Genomic DNA, 21,941 nt, shown 5'->3' on the forward strand with positions numbered 1-21,941 from the left:
GCAGAGATACGGCCTTTCTCGATTCAATGAACATCGGTATCATCCAGCCGCTCACCCGGATCATCCACGGCTGTCTCGGATAGCGCCCGATCGATCAGTTCCATTTGTTGCTGGGCATGCAGGCGAGAGTTGCCGCAAGCAGGCGATGCCGAGGGTGGCCGCCCCGAATAACCAAGCACCATGGACTTGGGCTTGCTGACACGTAGATGGTGCTGAATCTGGTACCAGGCACCCTGGTTGCGCGGTTCCTCCTGACACCACACGAGTTCATGGGCATACACATATTTTTGTAATATATCCATCAAAGTTCTACGCGGGAAAGGATAGAGCTGCTCGATGCGCAGAATGGCTATATTTGTAATCCCGCGCTCTCGACGCGCCTTGAGCAGGTCAAAATAGACCTTGCCGCTGCACAACACCACACGCCGGATCTCTGTAACCTGATGCTCATCGAGCTCTTCGATCACCAACGTCAGGGAGCCCTGGGTAATCTCTTCAATCGACGATGTGGATAATCGATGCCGCAACAGGCTCTTTGGGGTCATAATCACCAGGGGACGGCGGAAGGCCCGCTTTTGCTGATCCCGCAACAGATGGAACATCTGCGCCGGAGTGCTCGGGTTCCACACCCGCATGTTCAACTCTGCACACAACTGCAGAAAGCGTTCGAGGCGCGCAGAGGAATGTTCCGGGCCCTGGCCTTCGAAACCGTGGGGCAGAAACAGGGTCAGCTGACAAAAGCGCCCCCACTTCAGATAACCGCTGGAGATAAACTGATCGATCACCACCTGGGCGCTGTTGCCGAAATCACCGAACTGGGCTTCCCAGATAACCAGGGTTTCAGGACTCGACGTGGCATAGCCGTATTCGAAGGCCAGCACGGCGAGTTCGGAGAGGGCCGAGTTGATGATTTTGAAACTGGGTCCTTCCCGGGTGATATGCTGCAGGGGTATGTAGCGTTCATCGGTTTCTTGATCGTGCAGGATGGCATGGCGGTGTGAAAAGGTGCCACGTCCGCTATCCTGGCCGGAAAAGCGCACCGACTCACCCTCCCCCAGTAGCGATGCATAGGCGAGCAGCTCAGCCATACCCCAGTCGAACTGTTGTACGCCGGCGATCATGTCTGCGCGGTTCTCGAGCACCTTTTTGACCCGCGGATGCAGGCTGAAGGATTCGGGCACATGGATGAGCCTCTCCCCCAGCGCATTCACTTGTTCAAGGCTGATTGCGGTAATGACTGTTTCAACGGGTCTGGCGTCGATATAGCGCTTCCAGTCATTCAGCTGGTAGCCGGTAGAAGAGCCTTGCAGGAACGCATGTACCATGACCTGACCTTTATCAAGCATACGGCGGTAGTCGCTGATCAGCTGTTCCGCTTCGCCCTGTTGAAGGATGCCGTCGGCTTTCAGCCGCTTCGCATAGAGGGCACGGGTTGTTTCGATCTGCTTGATGCGTTGATACATACCTGGCTGGGTGATCATCGGCTCATCGGCCTCGTTGTGGCCCTGACGACGGTAGCAGACCAGATCGATAACCACGTCGTTGTGGTAGGTATTGCGATATTCGATCGCCAGGCGGGCGACGAAGACCACCGCGTCAGGATCATCGGCGTTGACATGAAATATCGGCGCCTCGATCAACTTGGCCATCTCGGTGCAATAGCGGGTCGAGCGTGCTTCCTGGGGCAGGCTTGTGGTGAAACCGATCTGGTTGTTGATAACGATATGTACCGTGCCGCCGGTCTGGTATCCGGGGGTCTTTGCCAGATTGAGGATTTCAGAGGTTACACCCTGGCCGATGAAGGCCGCGTCACCATGAATCAAAACCGGCATCACCCGGCCTCTGCCGTTTTCATCAATACTATCCTGCCGCGCACGCACCCCCCCCTCCACCACAGGCGCCACAATCTCCAGGTGGGAGGGGTTGAATGCCAGCGCCACATGCACAGGACCACTCGGACTCTGGATGGTGGAATAGAATCCCTGGTGGTATTTCACATCCCCCGAGCCGGTTGAATCCTCTTCATCGAGAGTGCCCTCGAACTCGGAAAAGAGCTCCTGTGGCGACTTACCCATCAGGTTGACCAGCACATTCAGACGCCCACGGTGGGCCATGCCGATGACCACATGGGTGACACCGAGTTGGCCGCTGCCCTGAACCACTTCATCGAGTAGCGGAATCAGGGAATCTCCACCTTCCAGTGAGAACCGCTTCTGTCCGATGTAGCGACGATGCAGATATTGCTCGAGCCCTTCCGCTGCGGTCAGGTCCTTGAGAATTCCCACCCGCGCCTCATCGCTGTGCTGTCCCCGCCAATCCCCATGGCCGGATTCCAGGCGCTGCTCTATCCAGCGCCGCTGCTCGGTTGAGCTGATGTGCATGTGTTCAGTGGCCAAACTCCCACAATAGACCTTATTCAGGATGGCGACGATCTCATCCAGGGGGATTTTACGCTTCGGATCTATCGAAACGTGGTTGAAGCGTTTTTTCAACGCCTCCTCCTGGAGACCATAGTATGACGGACTGAGCTCTATAGGCCGTTCAATCTTATTCAGTTGTAGAGGGTCGGTTGCAGCACATAGATGTCCCATCATGCGGTACGCGGTGATCAGACGTTCCGCTGCCGCGGCTACACCTACCCCAGGAGTTGGGACGGAGTCTGCCTGAGGTGTGATACTACCGGGTGTCTGTCCCTCGCTATAGGCGAGTTCGAAACCGTAGAAATAGTGCCTCCACTCGGTGGAGACGCTATCCGGATCCTGCCTGAAGGCTTCGTATAGTTGATCGATATACTGTGCGTTTTGCGGGTTGATCCCTGTCTTGTTGAAGGTATTCATTACTGCTCAATATTGGACTGCCAGATGGTTCCAGTACACTACCCAAGTCTATATGGATAAAGGGTAATATATAGTATAGGAGTCAGAGTGAACCTCTTCATACCAAAATAGTGTTTTACCCCCTAGAGCAATGGGTGGTCTTTCGGTAGTTGCTTTGCATACCAGATGGCAAGCTTGTGTTTCATGGATAATTGGGAGACCTGATTCTCCGGCAAGGGTTGGATGACTTTGTCATGTACCAAGAGTCGGTAGATGTAGAGGATCTTTTCACTTGCGGAGTCCGTCGGCTCGAATACGGCAGCACCTCTTTTTTCAGCATATTTAACACCTGCAATAATGGCCCCTTTGACCAACTCCGCTTCATTTTTGAGTTTCTTCATCACGCTCTCTTATGTGTAAGTGAGTCAAGGCCTTGCTCGAACGGTGAGTGTGTCCGATGCAATCTGTCCTGACTGGTCGGTGACCGTGACGCCAATCGTATAGTTTCTATCCTCGTCAAATGTCAGTTCGACAGTCGGACCGGAAAGTGCCGTCTGCACCGAACCGTCGATTGTCCATTCTATACTGCAACAGGGTACACCACCTTCAACATCGACCGCACGGGCGGTGACCGTTACCGGACTCCCCATATCGACCACCGGTGTACCAAACACTCCCGGCATGGGATCGACGATACGGACGATAGGTGAAAAGTCGGTATCCGAAAAACTATTGATCAGCGCCTGCTGCACCGGTCGCGAAGCATTAAGCCAGCGGTTGACGGTATTATCGGGCACCGCAGCTTCAGGCAGGTTGTTCTCATTGGTAGAGGCCAGTGAGAGCAACAGATCCGTCACCTGCGACGGAGTCAGTGTGGGTTCGACTGCAGTAATCAGTGCAGCCACGCCCGCCGCCAACGGTGCAGCAATCGAGGTCCCCGAAGCGGATTGAACAGAGTCATTGGGCACTCCAGGAAACTGGGGATCAGCACCGACAAAGATGCCACTACCTGGTGCATAGATATCTACCGTATCGTTATCCTTACCCTGTCCGAAGGTCCCGGTGCCGAAATTGCTCTGCGCCAATCGTTGCGTACTGTTCGAACGCAACGCTCCGACACACACCACCCCGGTCAGCTCACAGGGCAACTTGCGCTCTGTCTCATAGCAGCTGGCGAGGCTGCTTTCGGGACAGTAGGTCGCATCAATATCCTCACCGTTGTTACCTGAAGAAGCCACCAGCAGAACGCCCAGCGATTCCAGCGATAGCGCGGCAACGTCCAACGGCGTGGTAGACCATTCAAAGAGTGCGGGAACCGAATAGCCAAAACTCATACTGACGACACGCGGACGCTCGACAACTGTCTTGCCAAGACCGGCGATCCATCCGATCAATGACCAGGTTTCGTAACCTTCGAAGTTTTGCAGGATCATCTGTGAGACCACCGGTCCAGCCGGACCCGCCACGGCCTTTCCATTACCCAGTCGGGCAGCCATCGCCTCAGCCGTATTGGAACCGTGCCACTCACACTCAAATCCACCGGTACAAGCAGCGCTGGCCGGAATATCAAACGGGCCGCCATTCAGCGTCGGATTTGTCACATCAACGCCTGACCAGAAGCCGGTATCGGCCACACCCGCCACAATCTGGTGCGGCGGGGTCGCGAAATTGTTGCCGTCCAGGACGCCGGCAGCTTTCATCAGGTGCCAGGCATCTGTCACACCAACTGCAGCTGCACCCGTACCGTTAAGGTAGTTGAGCAGGAACGGATTGACGAAGCCGGCATTGCTGGGCAGAACACCCTCGATGAGGATTTCGTTTTCCAGCGAGAAGGGTTGGCCGACCCAATTGATACCGATGCTGGCCCTGCCACCAAGATGAAGCGCAGTGGCAAGTCGCAGTGTCGCCCCGGCTTCAGGGGAAGAGACTTCATAGATCCCTGCGTATGCGCCGGGAGCCATGCGTTCAATATCGTGAAAGATTTTTGGGTTTTCGTACTTGCTTGCTTCGATTCGGATCAGACGCAGGTAAAGCGATCTCTTCTCTCCATCCAGAATCGATGTAATGTCGTGGGTAGCGACAATCCTGGCATCCAAGCCTTGTCCGATCGCTTCCAGCACCTCAATTTCCGGCGAGACGAGAATCAGCTCATTCTCGACAAACAGGGTGCTCGTGCGATCCTTACGAAGGACAGCCAGCCGGCGTTCCGAGCCACTGCGGTCGGGCGCAATACGATGCTTGGCTGTCAACTTTTGCAGCTGAGGTATGGCACGTATCCGGATACCTACATCCCTCTCCCGCTTTCCTGATTTCGCAATCGGTACTTTCAATTTCATCGACTCAAGCATCTCTGCCGATTTGAATCTTGACTGTTCGGTATGTTTAATCGGTGCGCACGCAATAAACGTTGATGCAAGAGAAACGAGTAACAAGACAAAGACTCTCATGACATAGACTCCCTCCCCAACTTACAGGGCTCCCTTATAATTTCTTGTGACTATGGCAGTGCCGATGACATTGCAGCGGATACCAGCCATTATTGAGAGTTCAAAAAAATCCGGCCCTAGTAGGAACAGACTGCGGATATTTTCGATTCGTTTTAGCTTATGACTGGCGCAGGTATAGTGTGTAAAGAGTAGCGGCGGCTCTTCGCCTATTCCGACATAGGTAACATTAGGGCCCTTGAGGCTTAAGAGATGTTGCTGGTATCGACTCATCTCGTCATCCCTAAGCTAAATCCATGGTCTACAGAAAATAGTTCAGAATGGCAATGATAGCGAGAGCAAACAACTGCGTTTAACTTGTGGTCTTTGTGTCAACGGCAGCATAGGGGACAGAGAGCAATTATTTATAATACTCGTGCAGACTAGCATTCCATTGGCAACAATTTTTTATATAAAGGAAGAAGCAATCGTGCTTAGGGATTGCTGTAGAGATTGACCCTGATCCGCTGGTTCTGAGCCGCGATCTTATTCCACTCTGCCGCTGTCTTGACTTCGTAGATTGACGGATAGGGTATTAGCGGGTCATTGAAGCCACTACTGAAAAGCAGTATCTCCAGCTCACCGCCACTCCTTGCCAACTCGACATTCAGATAGTTTGCAAAGGCCACGGACTGGCCGTTGATATAATCATTGCTGCTGCGGTGATCGGCCGCAAAAAGACACTCACTGACATCCGTGCCATCCTTTGCCAGGATCAGTTTATCCCCTTCGGCTTTCTGCAGACAGTAGTTGCCATGGGTTGCACGCAACTCAATGGTGCCGGTAAATCCCGCCTCTCTCAGTTGGTCGACAAGTTCCGATAACCACAGCGCCCGTTGATCATTGAAGGGTCTTTCGCCATAGGCAAATTCGGTGCCCTGATTTGCAGCCCATTCAATCAGTTTGACCGGAATCAGTGGTCCGGTGTTATCCGCATTGCCGAACCCACCCTCATCCATTTTCTGAGACAGGCGCTCTATACTGTCACCCTGGTCAGCGATCAATTCGAATAGGCCTTCACTGTTCCCGCCAAGGCCGGTATTGGCGCTCTGATCCACTGGAGCAAGAATGAGAAAGTAGTAGGTAAGGGTGAAGCCGACGAACATAAACAGAAGACTCAATAAACCCAGCAATTGCGCTCTGCTGGCCTGATTCTTTGATGCTTCCTGCATCGCTTCAAGCTCGTACAGCTCTCCTTGGGTCTCGGCAAAATGCTTTTCCAACCGCTCCTGAAGCCGGCTCTCGCTGAGACTCTGTTCTTTACGGATAAAACGTTTCAGGGATTCGTCACCTGTGGATATAGAGCCCAGAATGTCTTCCATGGGCAGGCTGACCGGCTCCACAGGCGCCGACTTGCGACGCTCATGTTCACTGATGGAGTGAATGTTGCTCTGACGACGAACGGTTTTGACCCCGCTCAACTCGCTGTCCTCGAAACCGTGTACCAGGGACTCCTGATCCGGCATCAGGTGTAGCGAGTGGAGCACATCCTCCAGGTCATGGGACTCCAGCTGTTTCGGCAGTACCCCGACCGCACCCAGCGCCCTGGCCTGACTAAGTTCCAGTCCTCCGGCTTTAGAGGTATACATCATGACCGGTATCACAGCGGTGTTGGGATTGGACTTGATGACCTTCAGTGCCTGGAATCCATCCATGCCGGGCATCTCGTAATCCATGAAGATGGCATCCGGTGCATTGTCATACAGAAAGTCTATTGCCGCTGCCGCTGACTCCAGCGACACCACCGAAATACCATATTGCGAGAGCTTACCCGACAGGACCTGTCGAGCTGTTTTTGAATCATCGACGATGAGTGCGCGTTTGGTCACTTAATCCCTAGGCCGCACCGGAGTGCCGCTTTCCCCTATTGATTCTGTGTATGCAATCCCGACTATCTGCATGATAATCCTATCGTGGTGTCTTGCACAAATGACAGAGGCACCATCCTCAACTAACTATATCTGACATATTCGAACAGAGGAAACACCTAATGCTAGCGTTGACTGAAGAAAAGTGTGAGGCATGTCGCGCTGATGCGCCAAAAGTCAGCGATGACGAGCTGGCGGAGCTGATACGTGCCATTCCTGATTGGAACATTGAGGTCAGGGAAGGGATCATGCAGCTGGAGAAGACTTACCACTTCAACAACTTCGTCGAGGCCCTGGATTTCACCAACAGGGTCGGGCACCTGGCCGAGGAGGAGGGGCACCACCCCGCGCTATTGACCGAGTGGGGCAGTACCAGGGTAACCTGGTGGTCGCATAAGATAAAAGGCCTTCACCGCAACGACTTTATCATGTCATCGAAAACCGATCAGCTCTACCAGGGATAGCAGCGTAGCATCCTCCGGTTTGCCATCCGCGCTCTACAGGGTGATTGGTCTTCTACCCAGTGGCTGTCAGGTCCATTTTTTTGTGGCCAGACTACAGAAATGCTTGTTTTTTTTAATGCAGACCAGACACTGAACGGTGTAAATTAAACACAGTAGTCATTCCCTTAATCCCAGGTTCCGGCTCTACGGCCAGGACGGTACAGGGATACTTATTGGCGACGACTGTTCCAGGATCCCCCATATGGCGCAGGATTTGTAGTAAACGGAGTTTTTATATGCGACATTGGAAAAGCTTTATCGGACTCATTCTGTCAGTTTCATCCATCCTGCTCCTACTGACCTCATGTGGCGGCTCCGGCAACAGTGGTGAGCCTGGTGATTCGACAAATGACACGCCCTCCAATGGCGACTCGGATAATGTGCAAATTCAGGACCCGTCGGTCCTTAGCGTCAGTAACCTGCGCACCGCCGCCAATCCAGACATTCCGATCAGCGTATTCAACGATGCAGGGGATGGCTTGGCCGTCTGGGCGGTGACTAGCGAAGGCTCCTGGCTCTATTACTCACTCTATGACAGCGCTTCCGACAGCTGGACAAGTGCGCAAAGATTGGCTGAAGTTGCCCATGACGAGCTATATATTGCACCCAAGGTGGTTTCGAACGGTGTCGGCTTTGCCGTTGCCTGGAATACGGATAACACGTTGTATATCAACCTGTTCAATGATGGTGAGTGGGTCACAACCCAGGCAAATCCCGGTGCAACCTGGTTCGATAGTCATGAGTTAATCTCCAATGGCAGAGGTTATCTACTTGCCTGGAGGCAGGATTCCGGGGCCAGACAAAGTGTATACACCTCACTATCAGAAGATGGCATGACATGGGGAGACACGGTTATCCACAGTGAGGCAGCCAGCGATAACGCATTTTCCATTCAAGTCGAGTCTGATGGAACCGGCTATGCAGTGATCTGGGAAGAGAGTAATACCCGTATCTTGGGTAATATTCATGACGGATCAGCCTGGCTAGGCACAGAAGAGCTGGTCAACCTGCCCGGCAGCTCTATTTTCCGTTCCCGCATCGCCAGCAACGGCACGGGATATTTACTGGCCTGGACCAGAGGTGGCGAATCCATAATGAATCGGATCTATACGCCATCTGACGGCTGGGGTCTCAGCGAAGTACTGTTCCCGCGGGACAGCGATGACAATTCAGCACACGTCAATACGATCGTCTCAAACGGTACGGGATATTGCGCACTGATCACGAAGTACGAGGATGCCGGTCAGTGGGGACTCTATGCGGCAATCGACTCTCAGGGCAATGGAGCCTGGGAAGATACCTCATTGTTGGACATCTCCAGGCAGTGGGGGACAGAACAGTGGACGCTGGTCTCTGACGGCAACGGTTATGCCGCTGCATGGGGTTACTTTGACGCTAACAACGACAATATCGTACAACACACCGCAAGTGTTTATCAGGGAACCGGCTGGCATACCTTAAGCAATCCGATAAGCATTGCCCCCATAGTCTCGGAAGTGTTGTACCGGTATCGCCTGCACGATCAATTGGACATCGAAATCGCAGGCCTGAATGGACAGTATGCACTCGCTACGAAACAACTGATCGATGGTGTCGACAGCATCACCGCCACCCGCTACGACAGCGATCTGGGTTGGCTTGATACGGAGATCCTGGAAAACGGCTCCGGAACGGCCAAAGACCCAAAGTTAGCCGTGAATCAAGACAGGGGTCTCTCGGTCATCTGGCACCAAATCGATGACAGCGGTACAGCTATCTCGACATACCGTAACCGTATGGATGGGGAACAATGGAGCGGTGCGGAACTGCTTCACGAATCCACTTACCTACTCGGCAGCAGTTACACACCACAGCTGGTCGCCGCTGACAACGGCACAACCCTGGCACTCTGGTCACAGCATAGAAACGGATACCGGGCGTTGATCGCCAATATCCGTGATGGCGACGCCTGGGCACAACCCGTTGTTCTATCCGACTCAACAACAGAGACCACACCACGTATTGCCAGCAATGGAACCGGCTTTGCTGTCACCTGGGAGGAACGCAGCGGCGAGGAGTATCTCCTCAAGGGCGTAACCTTTGAGCGGGATGGGTGGAGTGATTCCATTGTGCATGATATCAGTGTGCTGCATTACTCATCCAAACCCATACCCATGGTCTTGGCGTCAAATGGCCGCGATTACATGTTGTTGCATTTCGACTACCCCAGCCAGTCAAACACAACGGGAAACCTGATCGCACGCCATTTTGACGCCATCGATTGGCGCGAACCCGCTATGGTTGCCGAAGGTGTCTATTTCGCAACCAGGTATCCAAAGATCGCAACCAACGGAACAACCTATTTGACGGCCTGGTTACAACAGGGCGATACCATGGACATCTATTCGTCTCAATATGATGGCGATGTCTGGGGCAGCGGCCAGTTGGTCGCATCCGACCTGGAAATAACAACAAACATATACCATATGAGCAGGCCGGATGGCCCTGAATTGGCGAGTAACGGTGAAGGCTATGGAATATTCTGGTTCGACCGTGGCAACGTGATGGGCAGCCTCTATACAGAGAGCTGGAGCAGTCCCGAAGATATTGGTGATATCAACCTCCAGGCCTGGCGCGGTGAGAAGACGCCATACGTCGCATCCAACGGCAGCGGTTATGCGGTTGCATGGCGATCCGATAACGAGACGGGATCAACCCTCTATGCCAATGTCTACAACGCTACCTCATGGATCGGCGCCGAGAGATTCAGCGCCAGCCAAAACGACACTTTCGTTCTGCCCGACAACGGTGACCTGCTCGAGGCATCAGGGGAAAAATATGCCCTGCTTTGGGCTACACCCTACCCCGAAGTCTCAACCAGTGTGTACGATGGGAGCCAATGGTCCACCACTACCCGTTTGAATCGTGTTCTCAATGAGACCAGCCATTTTCAATTGGCCAGCGACGGCATGGGATTTCTCGCGGCCTGGATACAAGACAACGGAAGCGGTACACATGAGATTGTCAGCAGCAGCTACGACAACAATAGCTGGGGAGAGCCCGTGGTCGTGGATGATAACCAACTCAGTAAATTTGATCTCGATCTGATTGGGGGTTCAACCAGTTTCCAGGCTGTCTGGACGCGGGCTGAACAGGGTGGCGATCCTTGGGTGAGAATTCCCTGGGCCAAGTCGGGACTATAGTGGGCCAAGCGGGAACCGGGGTAGGAGATAATTGAGTTGAAACTATTGGTAAAACGTAGGGTGGGGCCTGCCCCACCCTAGATTGATAATCTAACTTACGCACCGAATCCTTGAACAATCAGGACAGCGCATCCTTCATCTGCTGCTCCTGTTTCTGTTTGTGCAGTTCGATCTCAGCCTTTCTGCGCATCTCCAGGATCTCTTTGCGCTCTTCTACACGCTTTTCAGTTGCGTTATCTTTCACCGGAATGGTGACCTCGCCGAACAGGACCTGTTTCAACAGCCGGGTACCGAACTGCATCAGGGCGAGATCCTCTTTCTCCATGGTCTGGTAAAACGTCTCATCCAGATCGTAGGAGGCCTTGAAGGAGTCGCTTAACACGAAGCGGCGCAGGCGGTCAGTGTCGTAGGAGCACATGAAGAAGAACTGCAGACTGGTATCGGAGGGTCGACCGATTGCCGGGCCGGCGGATTTCTTCTTCAGCATCAGCTGCAGCCATTCACGATTGAGCTGATCGTAGACCTCAACCTCCTGCTCCTTGCGGTAATCATCGACCAATATCTCCCTATCCTCTTCATGCCCCTTACAGTGATCCTCTCGGATCAGAAAGTAGCGAGCCTCGTCCTCGGTGGAACCTGCTTCGCGCATGGCCATATGTCCGATCGGATAGTAACGGCAGGCCGTGGGACGATCCTTATAGACACTGCAGCCCTCATCATTCACAAACAGGCAGGCACCCTCATTATCGGTACGCAGTTTCACCCCCGGCAGACCATCCTTATCCATCTCGTAAGGTACCGTGTGGTCCTTGAGAAACGCTGTGGCACTGATCCCCAGATTATCCTTCAAACGCAGGATGTCATAGGGTGTGAGCTGAATATCCGCATGCTTGCAGCAGGCATTGAAGCAGGAAATTCCCTTGTGACAGTTGAATGTGATCTTGGCGCCAGGCTCAAGCACCGCGGGTACGAAGCTGCTTTTGAATGGAATATCGAATTTTTCGCTCATTGTCTGCCTCCGATATGGGAATCGGCTGGTGTAGGAATCAATTTGTAAATGGACACCGTGAAACTGAATATTAGTCCAAGTTGCGGACTGCTGATACGGTTCGCCCTTAGAGTATCAGCGCACACATGTGTTCATTTAAAAACTGCATAAATAACAACCATTAAAGACGGAAAAGTCCGGGCACCTTACGATACCCGGACCCTCCTAAGCTACTAAACAGTCAAGTATTACTTGAACAACTTAGCCTTATCTACGATATCTACGTGTGCCCGCTTGAAGCACTTGTAGGTCTTGGTCTCTCTGTCGTAGATGGAGTTTACGAAGCACTTCCAGTTCTCTTCGTCGACAAAGTTCTTATCCATGCGGTAGTAGAAACCAGGATAACGAGACTCTTGACGGAACTGAATGTGTTTCATGTGAGCTTCAGCAGTCAGGATGCGGTGATAGTTCTCCCACGCACGCAGTAGTTCGTGGAGGTCCTTGGCGCGCATCTTGAGGGCGTCTTCCTTGAGCATTTCAAGCTTCTGCTCAGCCAGGTCCAGCATGTGCTCGTTGGTGGTGTAGTAGGTGGCAACACCGGCAACGTACTCATCCATAACCTTCTGCAGACGGAACTGCAGCATCCGCGGTGTAATGTAGTTGGGATTTACATCGATTGCGGTTGAGTAGTCCTTGTGCTCAAGGTAGTTGCGAACCGGACGGTAGATCTCTTCGATCAGGGAATCAACGTCGGTGTCCAGCTCAGGGCTGAGATCCTTGTTGTCCATGACGTACTTGACCATGGCCTTGGCGGCCATACGGCCTTCGGCATGGGAACCGGAAGAGAATTTGTGACCGGAAGCGCCCACGCCGTCACCAGCGGTGAACAGACCGGAGACGGTGGTCATACCACGGTAGCCCCAGTTCCAGCCCTGAGGCAGATGCTCAGGCACGCCAGCCTCGGTCTCCTCGGTAGGTGCGCCAACATCTTCAGGACCGGAGGTCCAGATGCCGCAACAACCGGAGTGAGAGCCCAGCAGGTAGGGTTCGGTAGGCATCAGCTCTGAGTTCTTTTTCTCAGGCTCGATGTTCTCACCAGCCCAGATACCGCACTGGCCGATACACATGTCCAGGAAGTCTTCCCAGGCCTCGGCTTCCAGATGCTTAACCTCACGGGGAGACAGGGTCTCACGCAGGTTGGCAAGGGCGGTGACAGTGTCCATCCAGATAGGACCACGACCCTCTTTCATCTCTTTCAGCATCAGATGGTTACGCAGGCAGGATGCGGGAACGGCAGCCTGACCATAAGGAGGATAGTCGTCCAGCATCTCCTTGTTGCGGTCCATGTAGACTTCACCAAAGGCGTTGGTGGCCTTGGATTTGAAGAGCAGGAACCATGCGCCAACAGGACCGTAACCGTCTTTGAAACGGGTAGGTACGAAGCGGTTTTCCATCATGGTCAGCTCAGCACCAGCCTCGGCAGCCATGGCGTAGGTGGAACCAGCGTTCCATACCGGGTACCAGGCACGGCCCTGACCCTCACCCACAGAGCGGGGACGGAAGATGTTTACACAACCACCGGCAGCCAGCAGGATGGCCTTTGCCTTGAAGACATACAGCTTGTGCTCACGTACAGAGAAACCAACGGCACCGGCGATGCGGTTGGGATCGTTCTTGTCGTTGACCAGCTTGACGATGAAGATACGCTCCTGGATGTTGTCCATGCCCAGGGCTTTCTTCGCGGCTTCAGCGACGATCCACTTGTAGGACTCACCGTTGATCATGATCTGCCACTTACCGGAACGTACGGGCTTGCCGCCGTCCTTCAATGGGGTCATGCCTTTTGAACCGTCGTGACGCTCACCGTTCTCATCAGTCTTCCAGATGGGCAGGCCCCACTCTTCGAACAGATGCACGGACTCGTCAACGTGGCGGCCCAGGTCATAGGCCAGATCGTCACGGGTGATACCCATCAGATCGTTGGAGACCATACGTGCGTAATCGGCGGGATCCTGTTCCGAACCGATGTAAGTGTTGATAGCGGACAGACCCTGGGCGACAGCACCAGAACGGTCCATAGCGGCCTTATCGACCAGCTTAACTTTAATGTCGCCACCAGCGGCTTGTACCCAAGGACCGATCTCATAGGCGGCACCACTACAGGCCATACCACCACCGATCAGCAGGATGTCTACCTCTTCTTGGACGACTTCCGGATTTCCGAACTCAGCCATTTTTAATTCCTCAAAAAATTTCGTTAGTTTCTAAATCTGTCTGAATCCGGCTTATTTGCGGATCAGTTCGCTAGCATCACCGGCACGGTAGCCGTTCTGCTCATTATGATTGAAGAAACCGGGCTCACCGATCTTCGCGAAATCGGCAGCAGGCTTACCACCATAGGGATCGATGGAACCCTCTGGAGTGGTACGGATCGGGAACTTGAAGCGCTTCATGGTGCCGTTGCGGAACTTGATGGTCCACATGATGGAATCGGTACCGCGCAGAGGCTGTACAGATGCGCCCAGAGGTACGATATCGGCGTAAGGACGCGCTTCGATGGCCTGCTGAGGGCAGATCTTGATGCAGGAGTAACACTCCCAGCACTGCTCAGGCTCTTGGTTGAAGGACTTCATGGCATGGCCTGTCTCTGAGCCGTCTTTATCCAGCTTCATCAGGTCGTGAGGACAGATGTACATGCAAGCTGTCCTGTCCTGGCCTTTACAGCCATCGCACTTCTCAGTACGCACAAATGTTGGCATGGTGTTTATCTCCTAAGGGTTTCACTGCAGTGATTCAGACGCCGTGAGATGCCGCAGCTTTAGTAAGCACACCCGGGCAATACCCGGCGTCATTCTTTAGTATCTCTACCGGCCCGTGCCCATGGCGTCCGAACCTAGTTTCACTCCCGAATCAGCCAGGCCGCACAGCCAGGCACTCCGTCGCACGCATGCGCGCAAGCTGGACTCGGGGCGACAAACATTAATGCCTTACAATCCCTTTAGCCAAACAGTCTTTTTATGAGGGCGCATAAAATACGCTTATTGACCTAGCCCATTGTAAAACATACTATTTTAGTTGGTTTAGTAACTACCTATTTATAAAAAAGAAAATTCCAATATTCTAAATAAGGTCTTTTACCTCAGGGTTGATCAACCGGTCGAATATGCGACGCGACTATCCCAAGGGAGATATGCATTGCGCGATAATCTATCAAGTCAAAAAGTTGCAGAACCGGCCTTTTCGGTTAGAGTGGCCCTTTTTCGAGTATCCACATGAGCAAAGCTGAAGCCCCTGACGCCCTACTTCTCCTGGCCACTGGTTGTGCTCACTGTCCCGTGGTTTTGCAACATCTGAGCCAGCTGCTGAAGCAGGGCAAGATTGGTCGTCTGGAGGCTGTAAACATCGTTGAACATCCCCAAGTCGCACACAGCATGGGCACCCGCAGTGTTCCCTGGACCCGCATCGGCTCCTTTGAGCTGGAGGGTGTCCTGTCCCAGGGAGAACTCGAGCGATGGATCGACCTGGCAGGCCGGGAGGAGGGAACAGCAAGCTATCTCAGCCACCTGCTGGAATCCCAGCGGGCCCATGGGGCGGTTGCCTGGTTGCAGAGACATCCCGATGCACTGGGGGATTTACTGAGTCTGCTGAATTCCCCCGAAACCCCCATCGTGGTACGCATCGGTATCGGTGTGGTTGCTGAGGAGTTGCAGGGAACACCCCTGTGGAAGTCAGTACTCACTGACCTGCTGCCACTGGCAGAATCCCCCGACCCCACCCTGCGCGCCGATGTTGCCCACTACCTGGGCCTGACCCTGTCCAAGCAGGCCATCGAACCATTGCGAGGAATGCTCGATGACGAACACCCTGATGTCAGAGAGATCGCTGCGGAATCACTCGAACTGCTGCAGGGAGAAAACAGCTGATGGATAAGAGAGCCCAGATCCTGGCGGTGCACGCCGCCTTCATCAATCAGGTTGTCGCCACCGGACCCAATCCTGAGCGTAACAGCGAGTTCGAACAACTCATGGCCCTGGCGAGCGAGAATGGCTGGTCAGAACTGGTAGAGACCATACGCAAGATCTTCAATCAGGGTCGGCGTGATATTGAGTTGTTGAACAATCTTGACGAAGAGGACCAGGTGATCACCGAAGCGATCCTGCTTGGCCTGCAGGACCCCTCCACCCTGCCTGATCCCAATGCAAAACCAGACCCGGCAATGGCAGCCCCCGGTCTTGCCTCCATGATTCACGCCGCTGGCAGTGGCAATCCCCAGGCACTGCAGATTATCGCCGAGATGGCGAATCAGATGAGCAAGGTCGGCGGTCCCATGAGCCGACTGGCTGCCGTGATTCGTCCCATGATCGATGGCGAACGCCATCCCGAGGTTCTATGCAAACGCATGGATAGCAAAACAGAAGCAATCGTCATGGGTATTCTGGAAGAGCTCAAACAACTCGAAGGGGACGACCGCTGATGCCGCGCACCTTGCTGGTTCTCGCTGCTGTCAGCGGTATGCTGCTGGTGATACTCGGTGCATTCGGCGCCCACACCCTGGAGGCCCGCCTGCCACCCGGCCACATGATCTGGTGGCAAAAAGCGGTACACTATCAAGGCTTGCATACCCTGGCCCTGTTGGGTTGCGGACTGCTTGGCCTGCACTATCCCAGCCGCGCACTGAGTATCGCCGGCTGGTCTTTCCTGGCCGGAATCCTGCTCTTCTCCGGCAGCCTCTATATCCTGGCACTCACCGGTGTACGCAGCCTGGGCATGGTCACCCCCCTGGGTGGTGTGGCCTTTATCGCAGGCTGGTTTGCCCTCGCCCTGGCTGCATGGCGCCTGCCCCGCTGATGCAGCTCAGTGATTTCGGTAATCGCCTGCAGAAGAACCAGCGCCACTGGAGCAAGTGGGCACGCCGGCGTGGCATCAGTTGCTACCGCCTCTATGACCGGGATATCCCCGAGTTTCCCCTCGCCATCGATTGGTACGAAGGCGAGGTCCACGCCCAGGTCTTTGCCCGCAAAGGCCAGGTGCCGCTGAGCGAGGCAGAAGAACTGGCCATCGGCGAGACGATCTGTGAAGCGTTGCAGATCCCAAACCAGTCACTGGCGTTCAAGACCCGTCAAAGACAGCGCGGCCTCGCCCAATATGAAAAAACCGGCCAACGGGGCTGCCATCAGGTGGTCAGCGAGGGAGGTCTGAAATTCGAGGTCGACCTGCACAGCTATCTGGATACCGGACTGTTTCTCGACCACCGGGAAACCCGTGATCTGATCCGCCGGCGTGCCGAAGGGCGGCGCATGCTCAACCTGTTCGCCTACACCGGCAGCTTCTCGGTCTACGCCGCAGCGGGCGGGGCCCTGGCCACCACCAGTGTCGACCTCTCCAATACCTACCAGGCCTGGACCCGGCGCAACCTGACCCTCAACGGTTTCAGCGGCGATGACCATCAGTTGCAGCGGGCAGATGTGTTTGACTATCTGGAACGGGCGGTGCGTGAACGGCGGCTGTTCGGCCTCATCGTCCTCGACCCACCCAGCTTCTCCAACTCGAAAAAGATGCAGGAGATACTCGATGTTCAGCGGGACCACAGACAGCTGATAGAGGCCTGCCTGAAACTGCTTACCCCCAGCGGCGAACTCTACTTCTCCACCAACAAGCGCCGTTTTAAGATCGATCAGGGTCTGGAGTCCCTACCCGGTTGTGAGGAGATCACCCGCCAGACACTGCCCGACGACTTCAAACGCCACCCGGCCCATCGATGCTGGATCTTCCGTCAATCCTGAACCTGTCGGGTGGGCCAGTCGGACTCTTCATCGGCAGCTTCCTTGCCTCGACCCTGTTGCCCGGCGGTTCAGAGGCGATGTTGGTATGGGAACTGCAACAGCATCCTGACCAGGCAATCCTGTTATGCAGCGTTGCCACCCTTGGCAACACCCTTGGCGGACTCAGCAGTTGGCTGATCGGCTGGTGGTTGGGGCGTCGATATCCTGGACGAGGGCTAAGCAACGAGAGACAGAGGCTTGCGTTAAAGCGGGTAACCCACTACGGCAGCCCGATACTGCTGCTCTCCTGGCTGCCGGTGATAGGCGACCCGCTCTGCCTGGCCGCAGGCTGGAGCGGCGTCAGGCTGCTACCGGCCACCCTCTTCATCGGACTTGGCAAGGCACTGCGGTACGGGGCACTGGCAGGAGCCATGGGCAGCCTGGGATAGCGGCTGGCATATCTAGCTGACTCCCTTGTAAGTATGTCGATTTACTTTACATATATCAGCCATTGGGTATCACCCGTCCCACACACAACCCTGCAAGCTATTAATTAAACACGCATATTGTATGCACTGGCACGGATCATGCTTAATAGGCCTTAAAGCTTTAATGACAAAGCTTTGAATATAAATACGGGGAATCGAAATAAATGTATAAATCAAGCAATTTAATTTTGGGACTCTTGCTCCTGCTTCCTCTGGCCACCTCTGCGAACATCATTAGTACGACCGGATCGATTACAGCTTCTGGTGCCGGATCAGTCGCGTACACGTTGTTCGACCAGAGTACAGCTGGATGGACAGGCATTTCTGTTAATTCACGTGATTTTGACACCTATGTCTATCTGTTTGAGAGCAACGGTGCTCTCGACAACACCGACTACATCACGCGGAATGATGATGGCGGACCCGGCCTTAACTCTTTCATCGGCAGGATGTTGAGTGCAGGCAGTTATATCCTGGCCGTGTCTGATTTCCATCTCTCCTTGAGCGAGGCACTATCGGGGTACAACAGCAACAACCGATATGGTGACTATGCTATTACTATCGCGTCGCGGGCCGAGGTGGGTTTCAACTCTAGCTCCGTACCCGAACCAACAACCCTATCCTTATTGGGCCTGGGCCTATTGGGTGCGGGGATTTCCCGGCGTCGAGCCAAAAAATAGTCTGCCTCTGATCTTAACTCTATTCATAACATAGAAACCCGCTGCAAATGCAGCGGGTTTTTTTATTGACCTGAGAAATTATCCACTTCCGCGGATGCTGGTAGTTGGCGATTCGTCGATAACAGAGTGTCCCTTACTTACGCCAAAACGCGGGGGTCAACAACACCAGCAGGGTGAAGATCTCCAGACGACCCAACAGCATGGCGAAACAGAGTATCCACTTGGCGGGGTCGTTGAGGTTGGCATAGTTGGAACCCACATCGGCCAGACCTGGCCCCAGATTGTTGATACTGGCGGCCACTGCGGAGAACGAGGTCATCAGATCGAGTCCGGTGGAGGCCAGGGCCAGGTACATGACGCCAAAACTGGCCACATAGAGGGCGAAGAATCCCCACACCGCCTCCACAATCCGCCAGGGAATGGTTTTGGTGCCGATGCGGATCGGAATCTCAGCATTGGGGTGGATCAGGCGATTGATCTCGCGTACACCCTGTTTGATCAACAGTAAAAAACGTATCACCTTGATGCCACCACCAGTGGAGCCGGCACAGCCGCCGACGAAGCTGGAGAACAGCAACAGGATGGATATGAATCCCGGCCATAGGGAGTAGTCTGCCGTGGTAAATCCGGTGGTGGTGCCGATTGAAACCGCCTGAAACAGCCCACGTATAATCGACTCACCCCAGGTGCCGTAAACCCCCATGAAAAAGAGCGCCGAGGAGACGATAACTATGACCACCCCCAGGGTGGTGATATAGCCGCGAAACTCCGGGTCCTCGAAATATGTGCGAAGGGATCTACGCCGCACGGCAAGGAAATGGAGGGCGAAGTTTGCCCCTGAGAGGAGCATGAAAATCACCGCGATCATCTCGATCAGGGTACTGTCGTAATAACCGATGCTCTCATCATGGGTGGAAAATCCGCCGATGGCCACCGTCGAGAAGGCGTGTCCCATGGCGTCAAAGGGCCGCATGCCCCCCAACCAATAGGCGAGCATACAGCTGAGGGTCAGACCCAGGTAGATATACCAGAGCGCCTTGGCGGTCTCGGTTATACGGGGTGTCAGTTTATTGTCTTTTACCGGACCCGGGGTCTCGGCCCGATAGAGCTGCATGCCACCGATACCCAGCATCGGTAACACCGCCACCGCCAGGACGATGATCCCCATCCCCCCCAGCCACTGCAGTTGCTGTCGGTAGTAGAGGATGGATACCGGCAGCTCATCGATGCCAACGATGACCGTGGCGCCGGTGGTCGTGAGGCCCGATATGGATTCGAACACCGCATCGGTGATGGTCATATCCTGGTTTTCCGCGAACAGGAAAGGGAGGGAGCCGGTCAGCCCCAGCACGCCCCAGAACATCACCACAACCAGAAAGCCGTCGCGGACGCGTAAATCCTGGCGGCGGTTGCGTACCGGTGCCCAGCACGCCAGGCCGAGTCCCAGGGTAAGGATAAAGGCATCGGTAAAGCCCACCAGGGCACCGTCACCGGTCCACATGGAGATCCCAAGGGGTGGCAGCATGCTGAGACTGAAGACCATCAGCAGCACACCCAGTATCCGTTGAACCACAAAAAGATGCATATTCTATTTTCCTGGATTACAGAAAGGTCACACCGACTTGGAAAAGCTTTTCCACATCGCGGATTTTCCGCTTGTCCACCAGGAACAAGATTACATGGTCGTCACTCTCGATCATGGTGTCATGGTGGGCGATCAGCACCTCATCCCCACGCACCACCGCGCCAATGGTCGCGCCTTTGGGGAGCTTGATCTCCTCAACCGCGCGACCCACAACCTTGGATGAATTTCTATCCCCGTGAGCCACTGCCTCGATCGCTTCTGCGGCACCCCTTCGCAGGGAGTGAACCTGTACCACATCACCGCGTCGCACATGGGTCAGCAGGGTACCGATGGTGGCCTGCTGGGGAGAGATGGCAATATCGATGGTTTCACTCTGCACCAGGTCGACGTAAGAGGGACGATTGATCAATGCCATTACCCTGGCGGCACCCAGGCGCTTGGCCAGCATGGCGGAGAGAATATTGTCCTCATCATCATTGGTCACGGCACAGAAGACATCCGTGTTCTCGATATTCTCCTCCAGCAACAAGCTCTCATCCGCCGCGTCTCCATGCAGCACGATGGTCATTTCGAGTCGCTCGGCAATCTCCCTTGCCCGCACCTTGTCATTTTCAATGAGCTTGACCCGGTATTTCTGTTCCAGGGATGAGGCCAGTCGCCTGCCTATGTTCCCACCCCCGGCAAGCACGATGCGCCGGTAGGGCTTCTCCAGCCTCTGCAGTTCACTCATCACGGAACGGATGTTCTCCGTCGCGGCGATGAAGAACACCTCATCTCCCTCCTCGATCAGGGTATCACCCCTGGGAATTATCACCTCACCCTCGCGGTAGATGGCGGCGACCCGGGCGTCCACATTGGGCATATGCTCATACAGCGCACTCAGAGCATTCCCCACCAGGGGCCCGCCATGGTAGGCCTTTACCGCCACCAACCTGACCCGACCATCCGCGAAGTCGAGCACCTGCAGTGCCCCGGGGTATTCGATCAGTTTGAGAATATAGTCGGTTACCAGCTGCTCCGGGCTGATCAGCACATCAACCGGTACCGCGGTCTGCTCAAACAGATGGGGATAGTCCAGATAGCCCTGAGCCCGCACCCGAGCGATCTTGGTCGGGGTATGGAACAGGGTATAGGCGATCTGGCAGGCAACCATGTTGGTCTCGTCGCTGTTGGTGACCGCGAGGATCATATCCGCATCCTCGGCACCGGCTCTGCGCAGCACATCCGGATGACCCGCATGCCCCCTGACAGTACCGAGATCGAGCCGATTCTGCAGGTCCATCAATAGCTGCTCATCCTGATCGACCACGGTAATATCGTTGGCCTCGCTGACCAACGCATTGGCAACTGAACGACCCACCTGACCGGCACCGAGAATAATTATTTTCATTGTTTCATCGGGTGTAGTTGTTTAATGCCTACCTGAGTCGCAACAGCCGTATCACCTCAACACCTGGGGCAGAATAATAGCAACATCAACCCCGGTCCTGTTCAGGTCTCATAGCAACTTCTGTTAGTGACCACCATTATAACTGTTTGAAATATAGCATTCATGTAAACGAAATAGATATGACACCGTTAAGAAA

17 protein-coding genes are annotated in these 21,941 nt (G+C 54.4%); 8 read left to right on the plus strand and 9 right to left on the minus strand.

The window, feature by feature from the left end; all coding sequences use genetic code 11:
• Positions 1-23: 23 nt before the first annotated feature.
• The 4 genes from R2K28_RS19100 to R2K28_RS19115 form a co-directional block, all read right to left on the minus strand.
• Positions 24-2,837 (minus strand): 2-oxoglutarate dehydrogenase E1 component, encoded by a 2,814-nt coding sequence (locus tag R2K28_RS19100; protein ID WP_316366962.1) that lies wholly within the window; start codon positions 2,835-2,837, stop codon positions 24-26.
• 122 nt (positions 2,838-2,959) lie between these two features.
• Positions 2,960-3,217, minus strand: coding sequence for a DUF5062 family protein (locus R2K28_RS19105; RefSeq protein WP_116446118.1), 258 nt, complete (start codon positions 3,215-3,217; stop codon positions 2,960-2,962).
• Between the two features lie 24 nt (positions 3,218-3,241).
• Positions 3,242-5,152, minus strand: a complete 1,911-nt coding sequence (locus R2K28_RS19110; protein ID WP_316366963.1) for a S8 family serine peptidase — start codon at positions 5,150-5,152, stop codon at positions 3,242-3,244.
• Positions 5,153-5,733: 581 nt separating this feature from the next.
• Positions 5,734-7,128: a response regulator gene (locus tag R2K28_RS19115; protein ID WP_316366964.1), complete on the minus strand. Its 1,395-nt coding sequence runs from the start codon at positions 7,126-7,128 to the stop codon at positions 5,734-5,736.
• A 161-nt stretch (positions 7,129-7,289) separates the two neighbouring features.
• Between R2K28_RS19115 and R2K28_RS19120 the strand changes: the two genes are divergently transcribed.
• Together R2K28_RS19120 and R2K28_RS19125 are read left to right on the plus strand one after the other, a co-directional pair.
• Positions 7,290-7,631, plus strand: coding sequence for a 4a-hydroxytetrahydrobiopterin dehydratase (locus R2K28_RS19120; RefSeq protein WP_316366966.1), 342 nt, complete (start codon positions 7,290-7,292; stop codon positions 7,629-7,631).
• Between the two features lie 275 nt (positions 7,632-7,906).
• On the plus strand, positions 7,907-10,852 hold the full coding sequence (locus tag R2K28_RS19125) for a hypothetical protein (protein ID WP_316366967.1): 2,946 nt from the start codon (positions 7,907-7,909) through the stop codon (positions 10,850-10,852).
• A 118-nt stretch (positions 10,853-10,970) separates the two neighbouring features.
• Here the strand turns inward: R2K28_RS19125 and R2K28_RS19130 are convergent, their stop codons facing one another.
• The 3 genes from R2K28_RS19130 to aprB form a co-directional block, all read right to left on the minus strand.
• Positions 10,971-11,861, minus strand: a complete 891-nt coding sequence (locus R2K28_RS19130) for a YkgJ family cysteine cluster protein (RefSeq protein ID WP_316366968.1) — start codon at positions 11,859-11,861, stop codon at positions 10,971-10,973.
• A 227-nt stretch (positions 11,862-12,088) separates the two neighbouring features.
• Complete coding sequence (gene aprA / locus R2K28_RS19135; protein ID WP_108289497.1) at positions 12,089-14,074, minus strand: adenylyl-sulfate reductase subunit alpha; 1,986 nt, start codon at positions 14,072-14,074, stop codon at positions 12,089-12,091.
• 51 nt (positions 14,075-14,125) lie between these two features.
• On the minus strand, positions 14,126-14,599 hold the full coding sequence (gene aprB, locus R2K28_RS19140) for an adenylyl-sulfate reductase subunit beta (protein WP_316366971.1): 474 nt from the start codon (positions 14,597-14,599) through the stop codon (positions 14,126-14,128).
• A gap of 513 nt (positions 14,600-15,112) precedes the next feature.
• On the opposite strand from aprB, the gene R2K28_RS19145 reads away from it, so the two are divergent.
• From R2K28_RS19145 to R2K28_RS19170, 6 genes are all read left to right on the plus strand, one after another.
• On the plus strand, positions 15,113-15,763 hold the full coding sequence (locus R2K28_RS19145) for a HEAT repeat domain-containing protein (protein WP_316366974.1): 651 nt from the start codon (positions 15,113-15,115) through the stop codon (positions 15,761-15,763).
• Positions 15,763-16,314 (plus strand): hypothetical protein, encoded by a 552-nt coding sequence (locus tag R2K28_RS19150; RefSeq protein WP_316366976.1) that lies wholly within the window; start codon positions 15,763-15,765, stop codon positions 16,312-16,314. Before R2K28_RS19145 ends, R2K28_RS19150 begins: the two co-directional genes overlap by 1 nt.
• Positions 16,314-16,688 (plus strand): DUF423 domain-containing protein, encoded by a 375-nt coding sequence (locus tag R2K28_RS19155; RefSeq protein ID WP_116446129.1) that lies wholly within the window; start codon positions 16,314-16,316, stop codon positions 16,686-16,688. Before R2K28_RS19150 ends, R2K28_RS19155 begins: the two co-directional genes overlap by 1 nt.
• On the plus strand, positions 16,688-17,623 hold the full coding sequence (locus tag R2K28_RS19160) for a class I SAM-dependent methyltransferase (RefSeq protein WP_316366980.1): 936 nt from the start codon (positions 16,688-16,690) through the stop codon (positions 17,621-17,623). The genes R2K28_RS19155 and R2K28_RS19160 overlap by 1 nt, the downstream gene beginning before the upstream one ends.
• Positions 17,599-18,051: a YqaA family protein gene (locus tag R2K28_RS19165; RefSeq protein ID WP_316366983.1), complete on the plus strand. Its 453-nt coding sequence runs from the start codon at positions 17,599-17,601 to the stop codon at positions 18,049-18,051. Before R2K28_RS19160 ends, R2K28_RS19165 begins: the two co-directional genes overlap by 25 nt.
• A 227-nt stretch (positions 18,052-18,278) precedes the next feature.
• Positions 18,279-18,770, plus strand: coding sequence for a DVUA0089 family protein (locus R2K28_RS19170; protein WP_316366985.1), 492 nt, complete (start codon positions 18,279-18,281; stop codon positions 18,768-18,770).
• Between the two features lie 133 nt (positions 18,771-18,903).
• Here the strand turns inward: R2K28_RS19170 and R2K28_RS19175 are convergent, their stop codons facing one another.
• Positions 18,904-20,355, minus strand: a complete 1,452-nt coding sequence (locus tag R2K28_RS19175; protein WP_316366986.1) for a TrkH family potassium uptake protein — start codon at positions 20,353-20,355, stop codon at positions 18,904-18,906.
• A 16-nt stretch (positions 20,356-20,371) separates the two neighbouring features.
• On the minus strand, positions 20,372-21,745 hold the full coding sequence (trkA, locus tag R2K28_RS19180) for a Trk system potassium transporter TrkA (protein WP_316366989.1): 1,374 nt from the start codon (positions 21,743-21,745) through the stop codon (positions 20,372-20,374).
• Positions 21,746-21,941 lie beyond the last annotated feature (196 nt).

The sequence above is a fragment of the Candidatus Thiodiazotropha sp. CDECU1 genome (assembly GCF_963455295.1).
Classification (GTDB): domain Bacteria; phylum Pseudomonadota; class Gammaproteobacteria; order Chromatiales; family Chromatiaceae; genus Thiodiazotropha.

What these genes read in the sequence shown, in the direction of transcription:
- R2K28_RS19100 (WP_316366962.1), bottom strand. Translation starts at nt 2,837, where the DNA reads ATGAATACCTTCAACAAGACAGGGATCAACCCGCAAAACGCACAGTAT.
- R2K28_RS19105 (WP_116446118.1), bottom strand. Translation starts at nt 3,217, where the DNA reads ATGAAGAAACTCAAAAATGAAGCGGAGTTGGTCAAAGGGGCCATTATT.
- R2K28_RS19110 (WP_316366963.1), bottom strand. Translation starts at nt 5,152, where the DNA reads ATGAAATTGAAAGTACCGATTGCGAAATCAGGAAAGCGGGAGAGGGAT.
- R2K28_RS19120 (WP_316366966.1), top strand. Translation starts at nt 7,290, where the DNA reads ATGCTAGCGTTGACTGAAGAAAAGTGTGAGGCATGTCGCGCTGATGCG.
- R2K28_RS19125 (WP_316366967.1), top strand. Translation starts at nt 7,907, where the DNA reads ATGCGACATTGGAAAAGCTTTATCGGACTCATTCTGTCAGTTTCATCC.
- R2K28_RS19130 (WP_316366968.1), bottom strand. Translation starts at nt 11,861, where the DNA reads ATGAGCGAAAAATTCGATATTCCATTCAAAAGCAGCTTCGTACCCGCG.
- aprA (WP_108289497.1), bottom strand. Translation starts at nt 14,074, where the DNA reads ATGGCTGAGTTCGGAAATCCGGAAGTCGTCCAAGAAGAGGTAGACATC.
- aprB (WP_316366971.1), bottom strand. Translation starts at nt 14,599, where the DNA reads ATGCCAACATTTGTGCGTACTGAGAAGTGCGATGGCTGTAAAGGCCAG.
- R2K28_RS19145 (WP_316366974.1), top strand. Translation starts at nt 15,113, where the DNA reads ATGAGCAAAGCTGAAGCCCCTGACGCCCTACTTCTCCTGGCCACTGGT.
- R2K28_RS19150 (WP_316366976.1), top strand. Translation starts at nt 15,763, where the DNA reads ATGGATAAGAGAGCCCAGATCCTGGCGGTGCACGCCGCCTTCATCAAT.
- R2K28_RS19155 (WP_116446129.1), top strand. Translation starts at nt 16,314, where the DNA reads ATGCCGCGCACCTTGCTGGTTCTCGCTGCTGTCAGCGGTATGCTGCTG.
- R2K28_RS19160 (WP_316366980.1), top strand. Translation starts at nt 16,688, where the DNA reads ATGCAGCTCAGTGATTTCGGTAATCGCCTGCAGAAGAACCAGCGCCAC.
- R2K28_RS19165 (WP_316366983.1), top strand. Translation starts at nt 17,599, where the DNA reads ATGCTGGATCTTCCGTCAATCCTGAACCTGTCGGGTGGGCCAGTCGGA.
- R2K28_RS19175 (WP_316366986.1), bottom strand. Translation starts at nt 20,355, where the DNA reads ATGCATCTTTTTGTGGTTCAACGGATACTGGGTGTGCTGCTGATGGTC.
- trkA (WP_316366989.1), bottom strand. Translation starts at nt 21,745, where the DNA reads ATGAAAATAATTATTCTCGGTGCCGGTCAGGTGGGTCGTTCAGTTGCC.